Raw genomic sequence first — 22,394 nt, 5'->3', positions numbered from 1 at the left:
CGAATTTTAAGATTCATCCGGTTTTTTATTTAATTAACTGAATTTCAAACTATTGAAATTTTTTTAAAAGACATTTTTTGAGTTATTAACAAAAAATATATTTACTATCTATCTTTATAGATAGTAAAGAGGATTATAATTTGAATAAATAAAATGCCACAGAACTTCACAATAAAAGAAGATTTGCTCGTTTTATGTTTAAACAATAACATTGCTAATAACAAACCAATGGAACCACCTAAAAGTGCCATCGAAAAAAGTTGATTTTCAGGAATTCGCCGTTTATTTTTTTTTGCTTGATATTTATCATATCCGGCCAGAACAAAAACGATGATATTTACAAATAAAAAATACAGTAATAAAACTTCCATTGGCTTAAAATTAAAAACAAAGATATTATTTTAGCCGGGTGATTGATGAATCTGTCCAAGGTTTAAGAGGCAGATTCTTTCATTTTGTAATCAAGAAATTATTTCATTAAAAGTATGACTAATATTCAATTCATTGCCAAGACTGTTCAGACAGCAGCGATTAACATTCAAAACACGGTAAAATTATTAGAGGAAGATTGCACAATTCCGTTTATTTCCCGTTACCGAAAAGATACAACCGGAAATCTTGATGAAGTGCAGATTGAGCAAATTGCGAAACTTCAAAAAGAGTATGAAACAATTGTAAAACGTAAAGAAGCCGTTTTAAAATCGATCGAAGAACAAAAATCGCTTACACCGGAATTGAAACAGAAAATTGAGCAAAGTTTTGATTTACAAGAAATAGAAGATTTTTATCTTCCATACAAAAAAAAGAAAAAAACAAAGGCAGATGTGGCACGCGAATTTGGTTTAGAACCGTTGGCAAAAATTATCATGTCTGAAAATGATGTTGATATCGATTTTATTTCGACACAATATTTAAATGAAAATGTTATAAATGAAGAAGCCGCGATGCAAGGTGCAAGAGATATTGTGGCCGAATGGATTAACGAGAATATTTATGTTCGTAAACAGCTACGAAGACTGTTTCAGCGTAAAGCAACCATTGGGACTAAAGTGGTAAAAAAGAAAAGCGAAGAAGAAGGAGCCCAAAAATTCAGTCAGTATTTTGATTGGGAAGAACCGTTGACCAAAGCGCCTTCACACCGTTTATTAGCGATGCTTCGTGCAGAAAACGAAGGTTTTGTCAAAATGAAAGTAGATGTTGATATCGATGAAGCGTATGATGTTATTGATGAAATCATCATTAAAAAACAAAATAGTACCACAGCGCATTTGCAACTGGCGATTGAAGATAGCTATAAACGATTACTGAATCCGGCAATTGGAAATGAAACTTTGCAGGAAGCTAAAGCCAAAGCGGATGCTAATTCGATTCAGGTTTTTGCGAACAATTTAGGTCAGTTATTATTAGCACCGCCTTTGGGCGAAAAACGTATTCTGGCAATTGATCCGGGATTTAGAAGCGGTTGTAAAGTAGTTTGCCTGGACGAAAAAGGCGATTTATTATACAACGAAACGATTTATCCGCACGCGCCTCAAAACGAGGAAGCAATGGCGATTAAGAAAATCCGTTCGATGGTCAATGCGTACCAGATTGATGCTATTTCTATTGGTAATGGAACGGCTTCAAGAGAAACCGAATTTTTCATCAAAAAAATCGCGTTTGACAAACCGCTGCAGGTTTTTATTGTTTCTGAGGCCGGCGCTTCTGTTTATTCAGCTTCAAAAATTGCGAGAGAGGAATTCCCGAATTACGATGTTACGGTTCGCGGATCGGTTTCTATCGGGCGAAGACTTTCAGATCCTTTGGCCGAGTTGGTTAAAATTGATCCAAAAGCAATTGGAGTAGGGCAATATCAACATGATGTGGATCAAACCAAATTAAAAGAAGAATTAGATAATACCGTAATTCGTTGTGTGAACTCGGTTGGAATCAATATCAATACGGCCAGTAAACATTTATTAAGTTATGTGAGTGGAATAGGAGAGAAGCTTGCCGAAAACATCGTGCAATATCGTTCTGAAAACGGTCCGTTTGAGGATCGAAAACAGTTAAAAAAAGTGCCTCGACTGGGCGATAAAGCCTATCAGCAAGGAGCTGCTTTTATTAGAATTTCGAATGCTAAAAATCCGCTGGATAATTCGGCAGTGCATCCCGAGGCTTATCCGGTTGTGGAGAAAATGGCGAAAGATTTGAAATTATCAGTAAACGACCTAATTGCCAACAAAGAGAAAACAGCCTTAATTAAGGCCGAAAACTACATTACACCTGAAATAGGTTTACTAACCCTAAAAGATATCATAAAAGAGCTTGAAAAGCCCGGATTAGACCCTAGAAAGTCAGCTAAGGTTTTTGAATTTGATGCCAACGTAAAATCTATTAAAGATTTGAGAACCGGAATGATTTTGCCAGGGATTGTGAATAACATTACCAATTTTGGCTGTTTTGTCGATATCGGAATCAAAGAAAGCGGATTGGTTCACATTTCGCAGTTAAAAGCCGGTTTTGTAAGTGACGTGAATGAAGTGGTTAAGCTTCACCAACATGTTGATGTTAAGGTTACTGAGGTTGATGAAGATAGAAAAAGGATTCAGCTGACGATGGTACTTTAGAAAAATGCCAATATTCTAAATTCCAATTGTCCAGGAATTTTAAAACTAAAAACTCCCAAATTCCAATTGGAATTTGGGAGTTTTTAGTTTTATCAATTTGAAGAATTAAATTTTTATAAATTTTTGGGAGGTTTCTCCATTTTCGGCTTTTATTTTAATTAAGTACATACCAGAAGTAAATGAACTTACATCTATAGAGTTGCTTAGATTTTCTTTAGAATAAATTAGTTTTCCAGACAAATCATAAATTTTTACGGAGTAATTATTTTCATTTAAAGAGTGTATGTTTAATGTATTTTTTGCTGGATTTGGCCATATCGAAAACATACTTTTTTCTGTGCTAAAATCTTCGTTAGATAAATTTGTTTCGGTTCCTTTTATACGAATTAAAAAAGAAGAAGGAGTAGCTTTGTAATTATTAAAAAAACCACCTACTAATATTTTATTATCAGACTGTTGATAAATAGCTGTAATATTATTATTAAATCCTGGTTGAATGTCAAATGTAGAATCTTTTGTTCCATTAGAATTTAATCTAATTAAAAAGGATTGTTCAATATTCTGAAATTTAGTAAAATTACCTCCTACTACTATTTGCCCATTGGGTTGGAGAATGATAGATGAAACGGCATCATTAAATCCAACTAATAAACCTCCTGATCCAATATCGAAGCTATGGTCGTCACTTCCATCAGTATTTAATCGTATTACACGGGGAGATCCATATCCTTGAAATATATAAAATGAACCTCCGGCTATTATTTTTCCATCTGGTTGAAGAACGATAGTTCTGATTTCACCATTAAATCTACTTTTGATTTCAAAAGATTTGTCTTTACTTCCATCGCTATTCAATCGAATCAAATTTCTTTGTACGTTACCTTGATAGGATGTAAAATTACCTCCAATTATTATTTTGCCATCAGGTTGTATTACAACGGCCTATACAGAATCAGAAAAGCCAGGATAAGATCCAAAAGATTTTTCAATATCTGCAGAATTTTGAGGGAATAATAATAAAGGCTGAATGATTAAAAGTAAAAAGAGTAATTTTTTTTCATAGGGTAATTTTTATCAAATATAAAATATTTTATTTTTAATCTTAAAAATATAAAAATGCAGTAATTTTTCATTTTAATTTCAAACAAAAAATCCCAAACTACAATCGTAATTTGGGATTTTCTATTCTATTTGTAAATTATTTTAAAATCACTTTTTTCGTAACACTTTTATTCTCATTTGTAATTTTTATCAAATACAAACCAGAGGAATAATTAGCTAGATTAATCTCTGTGTTTTCAGTAGTTGATCTTTGTTCCGAAATTATTTTTCCTTGTGGAGAAATCACCAAAATCACCGAATTTTCGGGAGCAAAGACAGTAAATTTATCACTACTAGGGTTTGGATATAAAGTAACAGTAGACTTTTCTATATCAAAATCGCCAGTAGATAAAGTGGCGGTTGGGGGGAGGTAGAAATTACCCGTTAATAAAAACGAATACAATGTTTTTAAAGTATGATTGAAATAACTGTTGGGTTCGTTTAAATTTTTTAAATCGGTATAAGAAGCATCTAAATGCGTCTGATTTTCGCCCGCCATCGCAGCACAGGCAAAAGCTCCAACAAAAGTAGCATTGTGCCATTGTCCGATTAAAGAACCATTTTGATTATAACCATCTTTAATATTTGATGATCCTCCCAGCGTTACACGAACAAAATCTGATGATTTTTTTGAATATGTTTTTGCATCTGCACTTCCGTACCATACATAGTCAACGGCAATACGCCATGGCGTTCTTGCAGCATCGTAAGTATATGTTTTTCCACCATTATTATAACCACCGGCTTGAGATGAATAAGCGCCAGAAGCTTCGCACCAGTCAGAAACTAATCCGCCAACAGCATTGTTTACTGTTAAGTTATTATTGATTACTGTATATGATTTTGCAGCAACCGAATTCCAAAATGAAGTATCATTAGTAAAAGTTCCAAAAGCCCTGTAATACGCCGGAGAAAAATAAGAAGGGTTGGTAATATCACTTCCGCCAAATTGATCTCCCGGTTTTAGTACAAAAGTACTGGCTTCTATTTCATGAGTTTTTATAGCAGCAATTAGAGTTTTGGCGTCATTTTTATAATTGATGGTTCCGGCGCTTGTCCATTGATAATCGGCTACAATAAGAGCAAAAGCAGCGTCAAGTTCAGCATCGGTTGCACCATTTGGACCATTAACTCCGGAACAGCCATTGATTTTCCAGTTCATAACGCCATTAGAATTTACATTGCCTTTGTAGTATAACCAAAGACCATCGAACAGCGTTTTATCAGCACTATAAACGGCAAGTAGCATTCCGTAACCAATTCCTTCAGAAACTGTTTCAGAAGGATTGTCAAATTTTATTCGGTATCGGCCATTAGAACAGGCTTCAACAAAATTGGTTTTCCAGATATTGTAATTATTTTGGGCATCAAGGCTATTTTTGTTTGAAGCCATTAAACCATTTGTAAATGCCACATTGGCGGGAAAGGGTTGCTTTTGTGCATAACTTTTGAGGCACAAAAAAGCAACAGTAATCAGAAGTAGGTTTTTCATAATTATTGTTATTTGATTTAGGGACTCTAAAAGTAAGATTTTTTAGATATAAAAAAAATCCAAATTACAATTATCAATTGTAATTTGGATTTTGAAATGTTTATTGTAAAAAAATATATTTACAAAAACCTTATTTTTTTATGAAAAATTTCTGGGCTTTTATTTTACTGTCGCTTATGCTTTTGATAATATAAATTCCATCAGAGACATTTTCCAGATGTATAGTATTGACTACATTTTCATCAAGGTTTACTGATTTTATCTGTTTCCCGGATTGGTCAATAATAACATAATTTCCTTCATATGAAGTAACGATATTTATTGTTCCTTTGCTTGGATTAGGATAAATTTTAAATTCATTTTGATTAAATTGCTCTACAGCCAGACTACTAACAGTGATACAATTAGAAGTTACAGTACAATTACCAACAGTAATTTCTACTTTATAATCACCTACAGTCAAAGGGGTATAAGATTGATTTATTTCGTTGGTCAGTAATGTATTTGGACATTTATACCATTGATAAGTAGCACCCAGATGGTTTGATGTCAATAAACCGGAATTTAAGCTTACAGTATTGTCAATTGTTGATGAATTATTTATGGTAAGATTTAAAGTTTTGGTATCACATCCTACAGTATGGGTATACGTTCCTGAAGTCGTGTAAGTGTTTCCATCTTCAGTCCAGGTATAAGTGTCACAAACCGATACATTTTGAGTAGACGAAGTTGATGGCGTTATCGTTAAATTTAAAGTTTTGGTATCACAACCTACAGTATGGGTATACGTTCCTGAAGTCGTGTAAGTGTTTCCATCTTCAGCCCAGGTATAAGTATTACAAACCGATACATTTTGAGTAGACGAAGTTGATGGCGTTATCGTTAAATTTAAAGTTTTAGTATCACATCCTACCGTATGAGTGTATGTTCCTGAAGTAGTGTAAGTATTTCCATCTTCAGGCCATGTATAAGTTCCACACACTGACTCCGTTTGAGTAGATGAAGTTGATGGAGTACCCGTAACTGTTTTTACCAGTAATCTGTCACTTGCACAATATGCTGTTTCACAAGCCACACAATACGTAGTATTATTAACTGTAGGTGTTGCAGTTACGGATGATCCTGTTGCAAAACTAGTACCTCCAGTTAACGAAGTATACCAGGTAGCTGTTGTCGCTAATGGGCAAGTTGCATTTAGAGTTACAGTTGTACTGCCTAAACAAGAAATATTCTGTGTATCAGTAGTAACTGTAGCATTTGCAGGTTTTATCGATGTTGTGGTAATATTAGAGTTAACGGTTGTAAAATTAGAACCACTTACTGATGCCTGATTGGTTACAGCACAAGTATTAGCAGGTAATGCAACAGCTGCATTAATTGTTGCACTAAAAGTTATTACTGTGCTTTTCCCTGCTGGTAAAGTAAACGGCCCAGCCGAAATGGTTTCTCCGGATGCTTTTTTTGCAGTACTATTTTCAACAGCAGGTTTATTCGTAAGATTATTACTGTTTGGTGCTGCTTCTGTTATTAATGGAGTTTCTTCACTATTTTTAGGTGTTGCCATTTTTGAAGCTAATGCATTGTCAGGAGTCAAAACAGTTCCTGAAACTATTGTACCTCCTCCTTGCTCGTCTATAGCTGTTCTTGATCCTGCCGTATTATTACCATTCCAATAGGTAGTAAGTGCTGCAGTTCTATCACCGGATCCATTTACATATGTTGAAGTTGGACCTTGTAAAATAACCTGGCTGTTTGTCCCTTGTGCTAAAACATCAAAAGTAGCTGCTCCGAGACCTGTTACCGGACTATTTGTCGTGTTACTACTAATGTTAGCAGCACTTATTAAAGTACTTGTGGGAAAATTACCAACAGAAATTACGGCAAGATGTGCATATCCATTAGTCACTAAATTAATTGTATTGTTTTGGATCGTAGCATCCATTCGGGCATTACCATTCGCAATATTATTATCATTAGACTCAGAAACAATACCGTAGGTACTAACATTGGTAATCGTATTATTTTTTATTTCTGTAATATGTTTTGTTTTTTCATAAGCGGCAACAGATATACCATTACAGGAAGAACCAATTCCTGCTCCATCAATAATATTAGAATTTATCCTTCCTTTCATTGTTCCGGTTCCCTGGTTTCCAATATTACAGGTAAAAGCGGCGTTGAAACTTGATTTAATAGTATTGTTTATTACATTATAATTCACTGTTGCTGCTGAAATAGCCTGTAAGGAGAACCCATTACTACCAGGGCTTACAGCAGCAGCATTTATGGTATTTCCTTCAGTGAGGATGTTTCCTCCAACTTGTATTGTATTTATAGATGTACCGCCAAAATTTAGTTGTAACCCATATTCTTTAGCGTTAGAAAAATCATTTCCCTTTAAAGTTAAGGTAGTAGAGGAACTTCCGTAGCCCTGAAAAATAAAATTACTGCCACCATTTGCTTTATTAAATGAATTTTTAAATTGACAACCGGTTATGGTCATGTTTAGTGTTGGATTTTGAGACAATATACCATTATAGGCATAAAAACCACGACCCCAGGAATCATTAATATTTGTATTGGTTATAGAACTTGTACCTCCCAAATTTAAAGCATATATACCACCAACATCAGAACCTGTAGTATTGCTGCCACAATTTGTCAAAGTACTATTGCTTAATGTAAAATTGTTTACATTATTAATATTAATACCTACAGCATTGTTAGTACCGGTTATTGAAATATTATCTAATGTCACGCCCGTAACCGTTTTTAGATGTATGGCACCATTACATGAAGAATTATCAACTGCAGGGGAAGAACAAACTCCTGCTGAGGTTGTTGAATTGGTAAAATTTATGTTTTTTAGGGAAATGTTAGTACAGGAAATAAATTCTGCACCTCTATTCGTTATGTTTTGAATTGTACCGCCCGACCCTGCTGTTGTACCTGTTCCGGTAACCTGAAAACTACCAAGGGAACTATTTACAGATATTCCTTTAGGAGCTCCGTTTGCAGAAATACTTTTAAAGATACAATCTAATATACCACCGGAAGCAATGTTTACTGCAACAGCAGTTCCACCACTTATAGAGACGTCCCTTACCTTTAAAGCCCCAACATTTGATCCTGCAATAGTTGCATTTGTACCGGAAAGATTAATACCTTCAATATCATTGTTGCTGTTAATATTTAAAACAGAAAAAGTTGGATTAGTACCACCAGTAGAAGGTAAAACATTACTGTATGTTGGTACTGTAATATTTAATATGGATATCAGGCTGGCTGTAGCTCCCTGACCAATCAATTTTTGATTTGCCGATAAAGTTAAATTAGTACCGCTGCTTCCTGTACCGGTATAAATAAAAATTGGATTTGAGCCGGCACCGGTAACATTATCAACTGTTTTAAATGGTGATGCCAAAGTACCGTTTCCGTTTGTGGCTGCAGCGCTATTAACAAAAAATATGGGTGCTGATACTGTAATATTTGCAATTCCCGTACTTGTTTTTCCACTCCCGCTTGTTAGCGTATAAGTAAAACTATCAGTACCAAAATAACCCGGATTAGGATTATATGTAAAGGAGCCATTTGTCGATAAGGATACAGTTCCGTGAGTTGCATTTGCTAATACTACTGCGGTTAATGTAGTCCCGTCAGGACTAACATCATTTGCTAAAATACCCTGAGCCACATTTAAAGTAATTCCAACATTTCCTATACAATTATAGGAATCATTTACAGCAATAGGAGTTGCTTTAAGAGAGCCCGGTACTAATGTTAAATTTGAGTCTAAAATATCCTGAAAAGTCGTTCCTGTAGCATCATCAATCCCTGTATTACTCAGAGTAAGAGTAAAATCAAGCTGGGATCCCGGTAGAGCATTTCCTCCGCCATTTACAGCAACCGCATTTGTAAGACCAATAGTTGCTGCTACTGCAGTAGTGTTCTCAATTGATTTTTCTTTAGCCGGAAAGGAGTTGTTTTTATTTTCAGTTACTTTATCAGAAGATATTTCATTGCCGGATTTTTTTTCTGGTTCTGCCAGTTTTTTCACTAATGGAGCAACAAAATTTTCCTTGATAAGACTACTATATGACATTCCGAATGATAGGAATCCCAGTAGTATTATAACAATTAAGAGTTTATTTTTTTTCATTTTTTTTACTTTAATGAGTTAACACAATTAAGAAAATATGGCTTCATACTTCATCCCGACATTATCAAAACCTAGTGGAGAAAGAAACAGTTCTAAATTGCCTTTTTGAGGATGTATAATGGTAAAAATACCTTGCTCGTAATATTCGTTTTTTTGTTCTGTACGGAAAGTTATTGAAAAAGGATTTCTTTCTAAGGGAGAATAGTTATTCAGCTTAGTAAGTTCGATTAATTCTGCATTAAGCTGAATTTCATCAGAAATCTTAATCGTAAAGACTTTGTTTAAGAATGCGTTAAAATCATCTAAAGTAAGTAAAGCTATATCCATACACTATGTTTTGTTATTTTATCAGGTTCAATTAGGGCTCCATTCCATTAAATGATATATACCATTAGTTTCGCTAATTTTTGTAAAGCCTAATTTTTTATATAAATTCATGGCAGGATTAAAACTTTCTACATGAATTGTTACTTTGAGGTTCTCTTTTGCAGCCTTTTCTAAAATTTCTTTCAAAATTGAACTTCCAATATTTTTATCTCGCCAATCCGGTAATAAAGTAATGTCTATGATTCGTACTCCTTTTTTTTCAAAAAAGAAATCAATATACAATCTTCCAATTATAACATTCTCTTTTTCAATTATATAAAATTTGGCACCGATATAATTTTTTTGATAATATTCATGTTGGGCCAAAAACTGATGCTCAATAAAAATATTTTTTTGTTCATCGTTCCAATTGGTTCCTTTTTCTAATTCTTCTGTTCTGGTGCTGCCGTATATTTTACATAAAACAGTTAAATCGCTATCTTGTATGTCACGAAGACGAATACCTTTTATTTCTAAATCCAATAAAATAAATAATTAACCTCTTGGAGGAAAAACTCCTTGAAGTGCGATACAAAAATTCATTGTTAGATAGGGCATCATATTATTATGAGGCATATTACCGCCTGTTGTTGCAATTGCATTGACTCCCATATTTGTTGTGGGGCTACTGTTAAGGTATACTTTTACAGGATTACCGCGCCCTAAACTGGTATTTGACGGATTTGTCGATTGAGAATTCAAACTAGCCACCATTACAGTATGATTATGAGACGGAATTTCTGAATCGAGTAAAGTAACGGTTTCTGTTCCTGAAGATTCCCCTAAATCATGCAATGATAGTCCCGGACCCTGACCAGGATGCATAGGTGTTTTGCCTTGTAAATCCGGCAGAGCAAAATTTGATTTACCGTCACCACCATACGTTGTGCCCAATAATGAAAAAAGAGCTGTGTTTTGAGAAATAGGCAAAATTTGCCCATTACAAAATGCCCAGCCTCTAGGAGGAAAGTTAAATGGGAATATGCGTATTTCGGCTACAAATGGATCCATGATGTTTTATTTTTTTCGTTTATAAAGTAATGAACGATATAGTAGTTATGTTTGAGTTGGAAATATTCCAAATAGTGAAATAATAAAATCCACACACAAATAAGGTTGAAAGTTAGTGTGCGGCTGACTGCCTCCATCCGGAGTGATTACACCATTATTTAATGCTATTGTGGGAGTTGCTGTAGAATATATTTTACTTCCTGTAGGAGTAGTGCTCAGGTAAGCTTCAGAAGGATTTGCACTACTTGCCAAATCTGTTGTTGCCAGTAAAGAATGTGAATGCGAAGGTATTTGATTTATAGTAAGAGTTACTTCTTCAACACCACCTGTTTCTGCTATAGTATAATTACTACCATCGTAGATAGCAGTACCATTATGAATGGGTACACGACCACGCAAATCAGGTAATGAAAAAGTACTTTCGCCGTCACCACCATAAGTGGTTCCAATTAATTGAAATAATGTTTCATTTTCTGAAATAGGGAGTAGCTGACCTTCACAAAACATCCATCCCGCAGGAGCAAAATTTCCTGCAAACATTCTAATTTCACCAACGTAAGGTTGCGCCATGTTTTAACTTTTTAGCGTTATAAATTAATTTTGAGTAGGAAAAACTCCTTGTAGTGCAATGCAAAAATTCAGGACTAAATAGGGTTGCATATTTAAATGAGCCTGACTTCCACCAATAGTGCTAACAGATGCAGGATTCATAGCCACTAAGTTTTGACCGGAGCCATTATAAACCTGGTTTGGGGCAGTTTCTGCCAATACGACTCCTGCAGTTGGAATGTTTGTACCAACGGCTTGCGTTGTGCTTTTAAGAAAGTGTTTATGTGTGGGCAATTCATTAACAGATATTGTGTGAGATTTTTCCCCGGATTTTTCTCCTAATGTATGACCATTTCCAAAATGAATAGGGATTCTTCCTCGTAAATCCGGCAGTGCAAAATTTACTCTTCCATCGCCGCCAAAAGTAGTGCCTAACAATGAAAACAAAGCTTGGTTCTGATTGATAGGTAAAAGTTGTCCATTGCACATTGCCCATCCTTTAGGTGCAAAGTTAAACGACATGATTCGTGTTTCAGATAAAAAAGGTTCTGCCATGATGAGACTATTTTATTGGTTTATTCTTTAAATAGGTATGTTAAACTAAAACAGAATTAGCAATTAAGCGATGCTTAGAAAGTATTTCTTTCTTATAAACTATAGTATTTCCTTCCTTGACAATAATTAATATTGAGGTATTTTGAGATAGTGTTGTTTTTAAAAAGACACTTCCCTTTTTAGTAGTGAATCCATAAGGTTCCAATTGTTGTACAGGAGCAGGAAATAAATAATGAGATAGATCGGTACTAGTATTATGAATTCTCAATTCGTTCAGCGCTACTGTTATGGCTTCCAAATCAAATCCTGATAATGATTTTAAAAATTGCCATTCGCCATTTGAGTTTTTTCCAAAACATAACAAAACATCATCTAATTTTCCCATGCTATCTATATGAAGGTGCATCGGAAACATTTTCAGATTATTATCTTTAGAACTATAACAAAAATTTCCTGAAGGCTGGTATCCGTTTTTTTCCCAACTTACAATTGATTTATTATAACAATCTAACAGCGATGGATCTAATAGTAAAGAATCTGAAAAAGTTGATTTTGAAAAATTAGACAGGATATTTTCTTCTTCCCCATTATGCGAATGCGAAAAATCCAGAAGAGAATTTTGTGCTAAAAGAGAACTGCAAAAGAGAGTTGTTACGCCTAGAAACCCAATATTTTTAATAAAATTCCTACGTTTTAAATCGCTCATAATCAATGCTTTTAAAGAAATGTTAAAGTAAAAGTAGTTAAAAAATTAACATCTTTTAAAAAAAGCATAAATATTTGTTAAATTGTACAATAATGTTTACAATGTTACGTTGTTTGTTGTTTTTTTTAAGAAAAAATATACAAAAAGAAAACAATTTAAAAATCTGTTTTTTTTAAAATGGCATAAAAAAATCCTAAACTACAGTTGTACTTTAGGAATGATAAAAACATTTTTAGATAAAAAAGAAAACCCCAAACTACATTTGTAATTTGGGGTTTATAATAAGGATATAAATACTTATTTAATTTCTTCCTCTTCTTTTTTAACAGAAGGTGCAGGAGGGGTTTGATCGTCTTTAGCAGCGTTCTTAAATTCCTTAATTCCGCTTCCTAAACCTTTCATTAATTCCGGAATTTTTTTACCTCCAAAAAGTAATATCACGATACCTACTATTACGAGGATTTCTGTAAGACCTAATCTTCCCATGGTTTGTATATTTAATGCCGAAGCAAATTGATTTCTAAATTATACCGCAAATGTATATAGAATATACGAAGAACAAGAGTATTTGGATTAAAATATTTATTTCTGATAGCGTTAAATATTTTATAAAATCCTGAAATAACTGTATTCGTTCATTTTTGTGACGCATTAACAAGACTATTAATTATTATATTTGCTCGTATAAATAACCAGAATGGCTAAGAAAAAATTCAATTTCAGAAAAAAATTATTCATCAAAAACCGATTGGTAATTTTGAATGAAGACACTTTTGAAGAAATTTTTTCATTTAAACTGAACCTAATGAATGTTTTTGTAACGTTCACATTAGGAGGTATTTTTTTGATTCTGATCACTACTTTTATTATCGCTTTTACACCATTAAGGGAATTTATTCCGGGGTATTCTTCGTCGCAATTAAAAAAGAATGCGACCGAATTAGCTATAAAATCAGATTCATTAGAAACCGCTTTAAAGAAAAACGAAGCATATATAAAAGGAATTCAGAAAGTCCTAAGAGGCGAACTGGAATATGCAAAATTCAATAAAGATTCTATTTTAGCAGAAACAGAAGAGCATTCAGAAGTAAATATGAAAGCGTCAGAAGAAGAAATAAAACTAAGAGATGAGGTGTCAAAAATGGAGAAGGAGTCTGGCGAAAAAAAGCAAAGTAAGAACAAAAGTGACAAGAAATAATACCACAGCAAATGTCTATTAAATCAGTAGCAGCAAAATTATTTGCCAGCAAAATATATTATAAAACACTGTCTTGGGCCAATAAACCGGTTGAAACACAACAAGCAATATTCAGGAGTTTGATCAATAGTGCCAAAGAAACCCAGTTTGGTATCGATCATCATTTTGATAAGATAAAAACAATTCATGACTTCAGGAAACGTGTCCCGATTCGGGATTACGAAGATTTAAAACCTTATATCGACAAAGTTCGAATGGGCGAAAAAAACATTCTCTGGAAAGGGAAACCGCTCTATTTTGCCAAAACTTCAGGAACAACTTCCGGGGCAAAATACATTCCGCTTACTAAAGAATCAATGCCCTATCATATTGAAGCCTCCCGAAATGCAATTCTTCATTATATATACGAAACCGGAAATGCTGATTTTGTAGATGGAAAAATGATTTTCCTGCAGGGAAGCCCGATTTTAATTGAAAAATACGGAATCAAATTTGGAAGATTATCCGGAATCGGAGCACATTTTGTACCTAAATATCTTCAAAAGAACAGGATGCCTTCCTGGGAAACCAATTGTATAGAAGATTGGGACACCAAAGTAAACGCCATTGTAGAGGAAACCATTGAACAGGATATGACCATTATTTCCGGAATTCCGTCCTGGGTTCAAATGTATTTTGAGCGTTTACAGGAAAAAAGTGGCGGAAAGAAAATAGGGGAATTATTCAAAAATTTCAATTTGTTTATTTACGGAGGCGTAAATTATGAACCTTATCGTGCCAAGTTCGAAAACATGATTGGCCGAAAAGTAGACAGTATAGAATTGTTTCCGGCTTCTGAAGGATTTTTTGCTTATCAGGATTCTCAGAAAGCAAAAGGAATGCTTTTGTTATTGAATTCGGGAATTTTCTATGAGTTTATTAAGGCAGACGAATTTTTTACAGAAAACCCAAAAAGTTATACCGTGGGAGAAGTAGAAATAGGGGTTAATTATGCTTTAATTGTTTCTACAAATGCCGGACTTTGGCGCTATAATATTGGGGATACGGTTCAGTTTACTACATTATTTCCACACCGTGTTATAGTTTCAGGCCGAATCAAACATTATATTTCTGCTTTTGGAGAACACGTTATTGCAAAGGAAGTTGAAAGTGCCATGAAAGAAGCCACAACAGGAACTAACATTGTGATTAACGAATTTACGGTGGCGCCACAAATCAACCCGCCAAGCGGATTGCCGTATCATGAATGGCTGGTTGAATTTGAAAACGAACCTGAAAACAGCGAAGCTTTTGCAGAAGCACTTGATGATGCCATGCGCAAACAAAACATTTATTACGATGATTTGATTACAGGAAATGTTTTAAGAAAAGTGGTGGTTACCAAAGTTTCTAAAAACGGATTTCAGGAATATATGAAATCACAGGGAAAATTAGGCGGACAGAATAAAATTCCAAGATTATCAAATAATAGAGATATTGCAGATAATCTGAAATAGACAAAGGTTTTAATGAAATATAAGTATCATTTAAGACCAGGATATAAATCTCAAAAGCTGTTAATTGAAATATTTAGCGGAGTAGAAGATGAATGTTTTCTTACGGATCTATTAGATTCAGTAACAGAAATAAATCCAAAAGTTGATAAAATAAATGACCTTTGGATGAATGATGAAATTTTTATGGAAGTCAGCTCCGATCTCGGTTCATTCTCCATTTCAAAAGAAATTTGGGATTTAGCCTTTATAATGTCAGATAATAATCAGGAATGTATCACTAGAATAAATTTGTTATTATCAGAAAATGAAAACTTTCAAAAAGTAGAAGTTAATTTTGAAGATTATAAATAAAATAACGCAAGGTTTTAAAAAGCTTTAAATAGTTTTAATTTTTAATTCCTAATTTCGTTTAACAAAACACCTATTACATCTTCTCAAACAGAAGATTTTAAAATAAAAAAGCATGAAAGAAACCAAACATATATCAAGATCAAGAGCGCAGGAATCATCTGCGGCAATAGAAAGGATGTACATTACAATGCGCCATTTATTCAACCGTGGTTTTTACAAACCAATGGGAGTTTCGGGCGATGGATTGCGCGAATCCTTATTAGCATTACGTCCGGAAATTTATGGAAATATAGGCGAAGAAAAAGTAGAACTTAACGGGCTTTTGTACGTTATAGAGCGTTTGCCAATAGGAATTGAACAATGTCGATTCATCAACTTAACTTCGGACGAAGGATATTCTAAATCGCATTTTGAGGCCATTGTTCCTCCCAAAAGAAGACGAAATTGTTATAGAATCGATGAGGAACAAATGAATGTCGAAATTACCCGCGGGCGTTCAGATATTTATGATATCCTGACGCATCTGACTTTTATTTTCATTGAATCTCATAAAATTAAAAACAGGGTTTTATTAGACGATGGCGGCGAAGTTTCACGCGATTGGATGAAACTGGAGCAAGCTGTAATGCAGACCAAAAAATTGCCATTAATTGAGAAAGAAAAAGCAATTTCGCACGTTGCCAATATATTAGGAAGAACTTTTGAAGAGGTCCTGGATATTTATGAAGCATTTGGATCTGAAGAAGCTCCGGACCGTTTCCTACATGTAATTTACTGGTTAGGAAAATTGGCGATAGAAGAAGTGGTTGACAATAATAAACGTACTATAACTTTTAGTCCTGTTTTAAGAGAACGTTTAGGACACCATATTCACGGTGAAATCTGGGCAACAAATATTAAAGAAGTTTTAAAAACAAATAACCTTTTAAAACGTCCAATTCACGTTATAAGCGCTAACATGCATAGTGTGATGAATTCGATTTTTGCAACACCATTGTTGAAAACAAAATTCAAAGAAAAATCAGATTTTTATATTTACGAAGAATTAAGTAAGTCCGGTGCAAAAGAAATTAGAAGCCATGTTGAAGAATTAGCCTTAAAAAACGGAATGATTTCATTACCGGATACCTCAGGAACAAATATTGATGTTCAGATTTTTGATACAGCTAAAATTGACTGGGCAAAAACCGGATTTCCAAAGGCGGTTCTTGACAAAGAAGCTGCACCTGTTATTATTGTAATGGATTATGCTTTTGGTGAGCAGGCTTATGAAACGATCGATGAACTTTTAAAACCCTATAAAAAAGAAACGTTACTGAATGTAAAATCAGTTTCGATAATGGGAAAAGCCGGAATTCTGGAAGGTGGAAAAGGAGATATCATGATCCCAACAGCACATATAAATGAGGGAACAGCTGATAATTATTTCTTTGAAAATGAATTAACAGGCGCCATGTTTGAAGGAAACGACATTGCGGTTTTTGAAGGAGCGATGGTAACCGTTTTAGGAACATCATTACAAAACAGAGATTTATTAAAGTTTTTTCATGAATCGACCTGGGGTGTAATTGGTCTGGAAATGGAAGGGTCTTATTACCAAAAAGCCATTCAGTCAGCCTCAAAAATCAGAAAAAGTGTTCCGCACGATATCAAAGTTCGTTATGCCTATTATGCCTCAGATAATCCATTAGAAACAGGAAGTACATTAGCTTCAGGCGGATTAGGAACAACAGGTGTAAAACCAACGTATTTGATTACGATCAAAATTTTAGAACAAATTTTCAATGTAAAATAAAACAATACCTGAGTTTAACACAGTGGATCAAGGGAATAAAAAGGCTTGTAGTAAAATAGCCCTATAATGTGCAAGAGATATAAGGTTCGAAATTAATTTTCAAATCAGTTACATTTGCGATGTATAAATAAATAAAATGAAAAGAATACTTATTACCGGGGCTGCAGGATTTTTAGGGTCACATTTATGTGATCGTTTTATCAAAGAGGGTTATTATGTTATCGGGATGGATAATTTGATTACGGGAGATCTTAAAAATATAGAACATTTATTCAAGTTAGAACATTTTGAGTTTTACCACCATGACATTACCAAATTTGTACATGTTCCTGGTGATTTAGATTATATTTTGCATTTTGCTTCTCCTGCAAGTCCGATTGATTATTTGAAAATTCCAATTCAGACTTTAAAAGTTGGGTCTCTTGGAACCCATAATTTATTGGGATTAGCAAGAGTAAAAAAAGCCAGAATTCTGATTGCTTCAACTTCTGAAGTATATGGAGATCCGTTGGTTCATCCACAAACCGAAGAATATTACGGAAACGTAAATACAATTGGACCACGTGGCGTTTACGACGAAGCAAAACGTTTTCAGGAATCTATTACAATGGCCTATCATACTTTTCATGGTGTAGAAACCAGAATTGTTCGTATTTTTAATACATACGGTCCAAGAATGCGCTTAAATGACGGACGTGTAATTCCTGCTTTTATTGGTCAGGCTTTACGCGGAGAAGATCTAACCATTTTTGGAGACGGAATGCAAACACGTTCTTTCTGTTATGTAGATGATCAGGTCGAAGGTATTTTCAGGTTATTGCATTCAGATTATGTGTATCCCGTAAATATTGGAAATCCGGACGAAATCACCATTAAAGATTTTGCAGAAGAGATCATTAAACTAACAGGAACGAACCAAAAGGTAGTCTATCATCCGTTACCCATAAACGATCCTTTACAACGTCAGCCAGACATCACAAAAGCAAAACAGTTATTAGGCTGGGAAGCAAAAGTAAGCCGATCTGAAGGAATGAAAATTACTTATGATTATTTCAGATCTCTTTCTAAAGAAGAATTATTAAAAGAAGAACACAAAGATTTTTCGAATTATATAAAATAAAAAAACGGGCAAATATTTATCGAATATTTGCCCGTATTCATTTTATGGAATTTGCTTAAAAAGCATTATTTTCAATCAGTTCTTTCATTTGCTGGTCCAGATTAAAGTGACTTTTGGCATGAAGAAAAATAGCCTTTTTCATCTTTTGAATTTTACCTTTTCCTAATGCTGAAATCTGGATTAAAGTGGTATTTAATTGCTGAAAATCTTCTACAGGAACAACCCAGCCCAAATTATTTTCTTCGACAATATTTTCGCCTTCACCACCTCCAAAATAAAGAGAAGGGAAACCTAAAGCGCTGTATTCGAATATTTTTGAAGGTACAGAACCATAGATTCTTGTTTTAAGCGGAATCAAAGCAATATCTAAATCTTTTAAAGTTTCGTGCAGAACATTACGCTCTAACATGCCGTGGAAAAAGATCTTTTTCGTCGGATTTTGGCTGAGGTAATTTACAATCTGAGTTTTCTCAGCGCCGTCGCCAAAAATATGCAGTTCGATGTTGCCGTTCTCTAAATTTAATTGCTGAATAAGTTCAAAAACCCCTTGGGCAACACCTAGTAATCCTGCATAAAATAGTTTAATGGGTTCACTGGAATTATCTTTTTCCTCAAGGAAATCTTCAAGAAAATGATCCGGGTAATTGCGATATAAAAAGCATCTCTTTTCAGGGAAGACAGAATGAATATGATCAATTATTTCATTGGACTGACCAAAAATATGTGTTGCCTTTTTATAAATAAAACGTTCAATAAAAAGCAGGATTTTATGCGAAATGCTATTTTTCTTTAATACCTGAAGTTCAATAGCAGCAGTTGGCCAAAGATCTGAAACATTCAGGATTATGGTTTTTCTTTTGAGCCAAAGGACAAAAACAGAAATGAATGAAAGTAACAATGGCGGCGATTGTACAATAACCTTTTTAGGCGTTTTGGCAAACAGTAAATAGAAAAATAAAGTGGTAGAGAATGATAATGTCGAAACAATTCGTTTAAAGACATTCGAACTATTACTCGGATAAATCCAAAGACGTTTAAGTGTGATATTCTTTATTTTCTCGGTGACAGAAAAACGACCTTTATATTCCGGAAACAATTGCCCTTTTGGATAATTAGGTAACGGAGAAATTACCGAAACTTCGTATCCGTTTTGATTCAGTTTTAAAGCCAGTTGTTCAATTCTATTTGCTGCAGCACCTTTTTCGGGTGGATAATAATTAGATATGATTAGAATGTCTTTCATTATTTTTTATTCAATAAAATTGAAATAATTCTTTCCGATGCTTTTCCGTCCCATAATTCAGGAATGCCAGTTTTTCGCAGACCATTTTTCAAGAACAGTGCAAAGACTTTTTGCAAATTTTCTAATGATGTCCCAACAATAGTATTAGATCCTATAGTTTCTGTTTCAGGTCTTTCAGTATTATTTCGCATGGTAAAACACGGAATCCCCAGTACGGTTGTTTCTTCAGAAATTCCACCGCTATCTGTAATAACGGCAAAAGTATTTTTGATTAAATACATGAAATTCAAATAACCTTGCGGTGCAACAAAAATGATATTGTTGAATTTAATTTTCCGCTCTCCTAAAATGGACTGAGTTCTGGGATGAATTGGAAACAGTATTTTTTTGTCATTCACTAAATCGTCGATTCCATGAAGAAGCTTAATTAAAGAAGAAACTTCATCAACATTTCCGGGACGATGCAAGGTTAGAATGATATAGTTTTTTTCTTGTAATTGATGTTCTTCCCAAAAATCCGGAGCCGAAATTCGATTGATGTTTTGGTATAAAGTATCAATCATCACATTACCCACAAAATGTACGTTTTCAGGATCTGAACCCGATTTAAGCAAATTATCAGAAGCCGAAGTTGAGGTTGTAAAAAAGTAATCGGTAATGCTATCTGTCAACATTCTGTTGATTTCTTCGGGCATTGTTAAATCACCCGAACGAATTCCGGCTTCGACATGCGCTACTTTTGTATGGCATTTTTTGGCTACAATCGAACACGCCATAGTCGAATTGACATCACCTACCACCAAAACCAAATCACAAGGATTTTGAATCAATTCTTTTTCAAAAGCAATCATAATTGCAGCAGTTTGTTCGGCCTGAGAACCACTTTTTACTTCTAAATTGACATTAGGTTTCGGAATATTTAATTCCTCAAAAAAAGTATCACTTAGGTTTTTATCATAGTGCTGACCTGTATGAACCAATCGAAATGAGATATCAAAACCTTCATTTTGCTTGCTTTTTATGGCATTAATAATGGGCGCTATTTTTATAAAATTAGGTCTTGCACCAGCGATTATAGTGATTTTCATAGTTGGATTGGATTCTTTCTAAAAACGTTCTTTTGGCAAAAGTAAAGTTTAAATCGGAATCTGTATAGATTGAAATGTTTTCTTCCAAGTTTAAATGAAAATTTTTGGAATACATTGTTAACCAATCTTTCAGAATATGAATTTTCAAAGATGATTGGCCATAATTAAATGTAAGATTTGAACTGTTTTAATTTTCCCCGATTGCTTCTTTCTAAAACCGGTTTTCGGGTAAAACTAAAGTTTAAATTAGGTTCTAAATACAAAGTAATTGCCTTTTCTATTTGTTGAATTTGATGGTCATCTAGTTCAAGATCACTAACATATTCAATCTCAAAACTATCCAATTGCATTTGTTTGATAATAAATTCTTTTACGTTTCCATCATCTTCAATAATACTTTTGGTTACGTAGTAAAAGGTCAGACCTGGCGATTTTTTTCCGCTTGGGAGAATTGCAATATCATTGGTTCTTCCAGTTAATTTTTTTAGAATTGGTTTTTGTGGTGTACTTTTTTCATCCAGAATCCCGATATCGCCAATGTCATATCGAATAAAAGGATGTGCTTTATTGAATAAAGACGTAATAACGATTCGGCCTTCTTTTCCATAAGGAAGAGCTTTATTATTTTCATCTAAAACTTCTACAAACAGCGTTTCGGCATTTATCTGCCATTCTCCGTCCGGGTTTTCAAAAGCAATCAAATCGAGTTCCGAAGCTCCATATTCATTAATAATTGGAATGCCAAATTGTTTTTCTAAAAGCTTTTTATCCGATTCAAAAAGCATTTCCGAAGTAACAAAACACGCTTTTAAGGTTGGGCAAATTTTATTTAAAATGATATCTTTCTGTTCTAAATATTTAGCAAATAAAACAATAGAACTTGTATAACCATTGATATAATCGAATTTTTTAGTTTTGAATTTTCGAAGGAATTTCTCCAAAACAGCATCAGATAAATCGAAAACAGGAAATCGGAAACGATGTGTCAGAAAATCTTTAAAACGTTCTTTTTGATATCCAGTAAAATCCATCGGAATACCGTAAAAACGAGCCTGACAGGAATGATTAAAATCGATTTTGTACCAGCCAAATCGCATAAAAATCGAAGTCCAGGTCAGGGCATGGCAATATTTATCTTTTGCAAAAACAAAAGGAGTTCCGCTGGATCCGGATGTTTTGTTGAGGTAGATATTTTTTTTGGAGAATCCTTTTGATAGTCTTTCTTCAAGAGGTTTCTGTAAATTTTGTTTGTTTAAAATCGGCAAATCTTCCCATTTCAGATGTGTTTTATTTCCGACTAATTCCTGATAAAATGAATTGTTTTTTAAATGAAAATCTACAATTTCTTCTTTTTTATTTTGAAGGAACACAGTATATTCTTCTTCGGATAAATTCACGATTTTGCTCAATTCAGCTTTGGCTTTCTTTATCGGAAAACCATTTAATTGAAGCGAAATATCAAAAATAGAAATCATTTGGGGTTGAATTTTTACCAAAAATAATATTATCAAATTACTAACAGAGAAGAATCAACAACTTTTTAAGATTTAATTAT

General features: G+C 33.9%; 20 protein-coding genes. 6 read left to right on the top strand and 14 right to left on the bottom strand.

Annotation, left to right across the window (positions count from 1 at the left end):
- Positions 1-104: 104 nt before the first annotated feature.
- Positions 105-371 carry a DUF1294 domain-containing protein gene (locus tag ACHRWY_RS10215; protein WP_395354308.1) on the bottom strand — a complete coding sequence of 89 codons (267 nt, stop codon included), beginning with the start codon at positions 369-371 and terminating at the stop codon, positions 105-107.
- A gap of 114 nt (positions 372-485) precedes the next feature.
- Here ACHRWY_RS10215 and ACHRWY_RS10210 point away from each other — a divergent pair, with 114 nt between their 5' ends.
- On the top strand, positions 486-2,609 hold the full coding sequence (locus tag ACHRWY_RS10210) for a Tex family protein (protein WP_395354306.1): 2,124 nt from the start codon (positions 486-488) through the stop codon (positions 2,607-2,609).
- Between the two features lie 105 nt (positions 2,610-2,714).
- Here ACHRWY_RS10210 and ACHRWY_RS10205 read toward each other — a convergent pair whose 3' ends face one another.
- The 10 genes from ACHRWY_RS10205 to ACHRWY_RS10160 all read right to left on the bottom strand — a co-directional run bounded on the left by ACHRWY_RS10205 (position 2,715) and on the right by ACHRWY_RS10160 (position 13,034).
- Positions 2,715-3,542 carry a T9SS type A sorting domain-containing protein gene (locus ACHRWY_RS10205; RefSeq protein WP_395354624.1) on the bottom strand — a complete coding sequence of 276 codons (828 nt, stop codon included), beginning with the start codon at positions 3,540-3,542 and terminating at the stop codon, positions 2,715-2,717.
- Positions 3,543-3,807: 265 nt separating this feature from the next.
- Complete coding sequence (locus ACHRWY_RS10200; protein WP_395354304.1) at positions 3,808-5,202, bottom strand: glycosyl hydrolase family 8; 1,395 nt, start codon at positions 5,200-5,202, stop codon at positions 3,808-3,810.
- A 130-nt stretch (positions 5,203-5,332) separates the two neighbouring features.
- Positions 5,333-9,361 carry an Ig-like domain-containing protein gene (locus ACHRWY_RS10195; RefSeq protein ID WP_395354302.1) on the bottom strand — a complete coding sequence of 1,343 codons (4,029 nt, stop codon included), beginning with the start codon at positions 9,359-9,361 and terminating at the stop codon, positions 5,333-5,335.
- A 27-nt stretch (positions 9,362-9,388) separates the two neighbouring features.
- A complete protein-coding gene (locus ACHRWY_RS10190) occupies positions 9,389-9,688 on the bottom strand; it encodes a DUF6916 family protein (protein WP_395354301.1) in 300 nt (99 codons plus the stop codon).
- A gap of 27 nt (positions 9,689-9,715) precedes the next feature.
- The gene (locus tag ACHRWY_RS10185; RefSeq protein ID WP_395354299.1) at positions 9,716-10,210 is read right to left on the bottom strand and encodes a GNAT family N-acetyltransferase; all 495 of its coding nucleotides are present in this window, start codon (positions 10,208-10,210) and stop codon (positions 9,716-9,718) included.
- 12 nt (positions 10,211-10,222) lie between these two features.
- A complete protein-coding gene (locus ACHRWY_RS10180) occupies positions 10,223-10,738 on the bottom strand; it encodes a phage tail protein (protein WP_395354297.1) in 516 nt (171 codons plus the stop codon).
- A 45-nt stretch (positions 10,739-10,783) separates the two neighbouring features.
- Positions 10,784-11,308, bottom strand: a complete 525-nt coding sequence (locus ACHRWY_RS10175; RefSeq protein ID WP_395354296.1) for a phage tail protein — start codon at positions 11,306-11,308, stop codon at positions 10,784-10,786.
- Between the two features lie 24 nt (positions 11,309-11,332).
- On the bottom strand, positions 11,333-11,842 hold the full coding sequence (locus tag ACHRWY_RS10170) for a phage tail protein (RefSeq protein ID WP_395354294.1): 510 nt from the start codon (positions 11,840-11,842) through the stop codon (positions 11,333-11,335).
- A 40-nt stretch (positions 11,843-11,882) separates the two neighbouring features.
- The gene (locus ACHRWY_RS10165) at positions 11,883-12,548 is read right to left on the bottom strand and encodes a hypothetical protein (protein WP_395354292.1); all 666 of its coding nucleotides are present in this window, start codon (positions 12,546-12,548) and stop codon (positions 11,883-11,885) included.
- A 297-nt stretch (positions 12,549-12,845) separates the two neighbouring features.
- A complete protein-coding gene (locus ACHRWY_RS10160) occupies positions 12,846-13,034 on the bottom strand; it encodes a twin-arginine translocase TatA/TatE family subunit (RefSeq protein WP_055096778.1) in 189 nt (62 codons plus the stop codon).
- A gap of 211 nt (positions 13,035-13,245) precedes the next feature.
- Here ACHRWY_RS10160 and ACHRWY_RS10155 point away from each other — a divergent pair, with 211 nt between their 5' ends.
- From ACHRWY_RS10155 to ACHRWY_RS10135, 5 genes are all read left to right on the top strand, one after another.
- The gene (locus tag ACHRWY_RS10155; protein WP_395354290.1) at positions 13,246-13,746 is read left to right on the top strand and encodes a peptidase; all 501 of its coding nucleotides are present in this window, start codon (positions 13,246-13,248) and stop codon (positions 13,744-13,746) included.
- Between the two features lie 11 nt (positions 13,747-13,757).
- Positions 13,758-15,242: a GH3 auxin-responsive promoter family protein gene (locus ACHRWY_RS10150; RefSeq protein WP_395354288.1), complete on the top strand. Its 1,485-nt coding sequence runs from the start codon at positions 13,758-13,760 to the stop codon at positions 15,240-15,242.
- Positions 15,243-15,254: 12 nt separating this feature from the next.
- Entirely contained in the window at positions 15,255-15,593 is a 339-nt protein-coding gene (locus tag ACHRWY_RS10145) for a hypothetical protein (RefSeq protein ID WP_395354286.1), read from the top strand.
- A 112-nt stretch (positions 15,594-15,705) separates the two neighbouring features.
- Entirely contained in the window at positions 15,706-17,388 is a 1,683-nt protein-coding gene (locus ACHRWY_RS10140; protein WP_395354284.1) for a DUF6909 family protein, read from the top strand.
- 136 nt (positions 17,389-17,524) lie between these two features.
- A complete protein-coding gene (locus ACHRWY_RS10135; RefSeq protein ID WP_395354282.1) occupies positions 17,525-18,508 on the top strand; it encodes a UDP-glucuronic acid decarboxylase family protein in 984 nt (327 codons plus the stop codon).
- Positions 18,509-18,563: 55 nt separating this feature from the next.
- Here ACHRWY_RS10135 and ACHRWY_RS10130 read toward each other — a convergent pair whose 3' ends face one another.
- From ACHRWY_RS10130 to ACHRWY_RS10120, 3 genes are all read right to left on the bottom strand, one after another.
- Positions 18,564-19,751 carry a glycosyltransferase family 4 protein gene (locus ACHRWY_RS10130; protein ID WP_395354280.1) on the bottom strand — a complete coding sequence of 396 codons (1,188 nt, stop codon included), beginning with the start codon at positions 19,749-19,751 and terminating at the stop codon, positions 18,564-18,566.
- On the bottom strand, positions 19,751-20,839 hold the full coding sequence (wecB, locus tag ACHRWY_RS10125; protein ID WP_395354278.1) for a non-hydrolyzing UDP-N-acetylglucosamine 2-epimerase: 1,089 nt from the start codon (positions 20,837-20,839) through the stop codon (positions 19,751-19,753). The genes ACHRWY_RS10130 and wecB overlap by 1 nt, the downstream gene beginning before the upstream one ends.
- Positions 20,840-21,003: 164 nt before the next feature.
- Entirely contained in the window at positions 21,004-22,314 is a 1,311-nt protein-coding gene (locus ACHRWY_RS10120) for a phenylacetate--CoA ligase family protein (protein ID WP_395354276.1), read from the bottom strand.
- Positions 22,315-22,394 lie beyond the last annotated feature (80 nt).

Source organism: Flavobacterium sp. FlaQc-48 (assembly GCF_044007335.1).
Lineage (GTDB): Bacteria > Bacteroidota > Bacteroidia > Flavobacteriales > Flavobacteriaceae > Flavobacterium.
The sequence above is the reverse complement of the archived record's forward strand: the minus strand, read 5'-3'. Positions and strand labels throughout refer to the sequence as shown.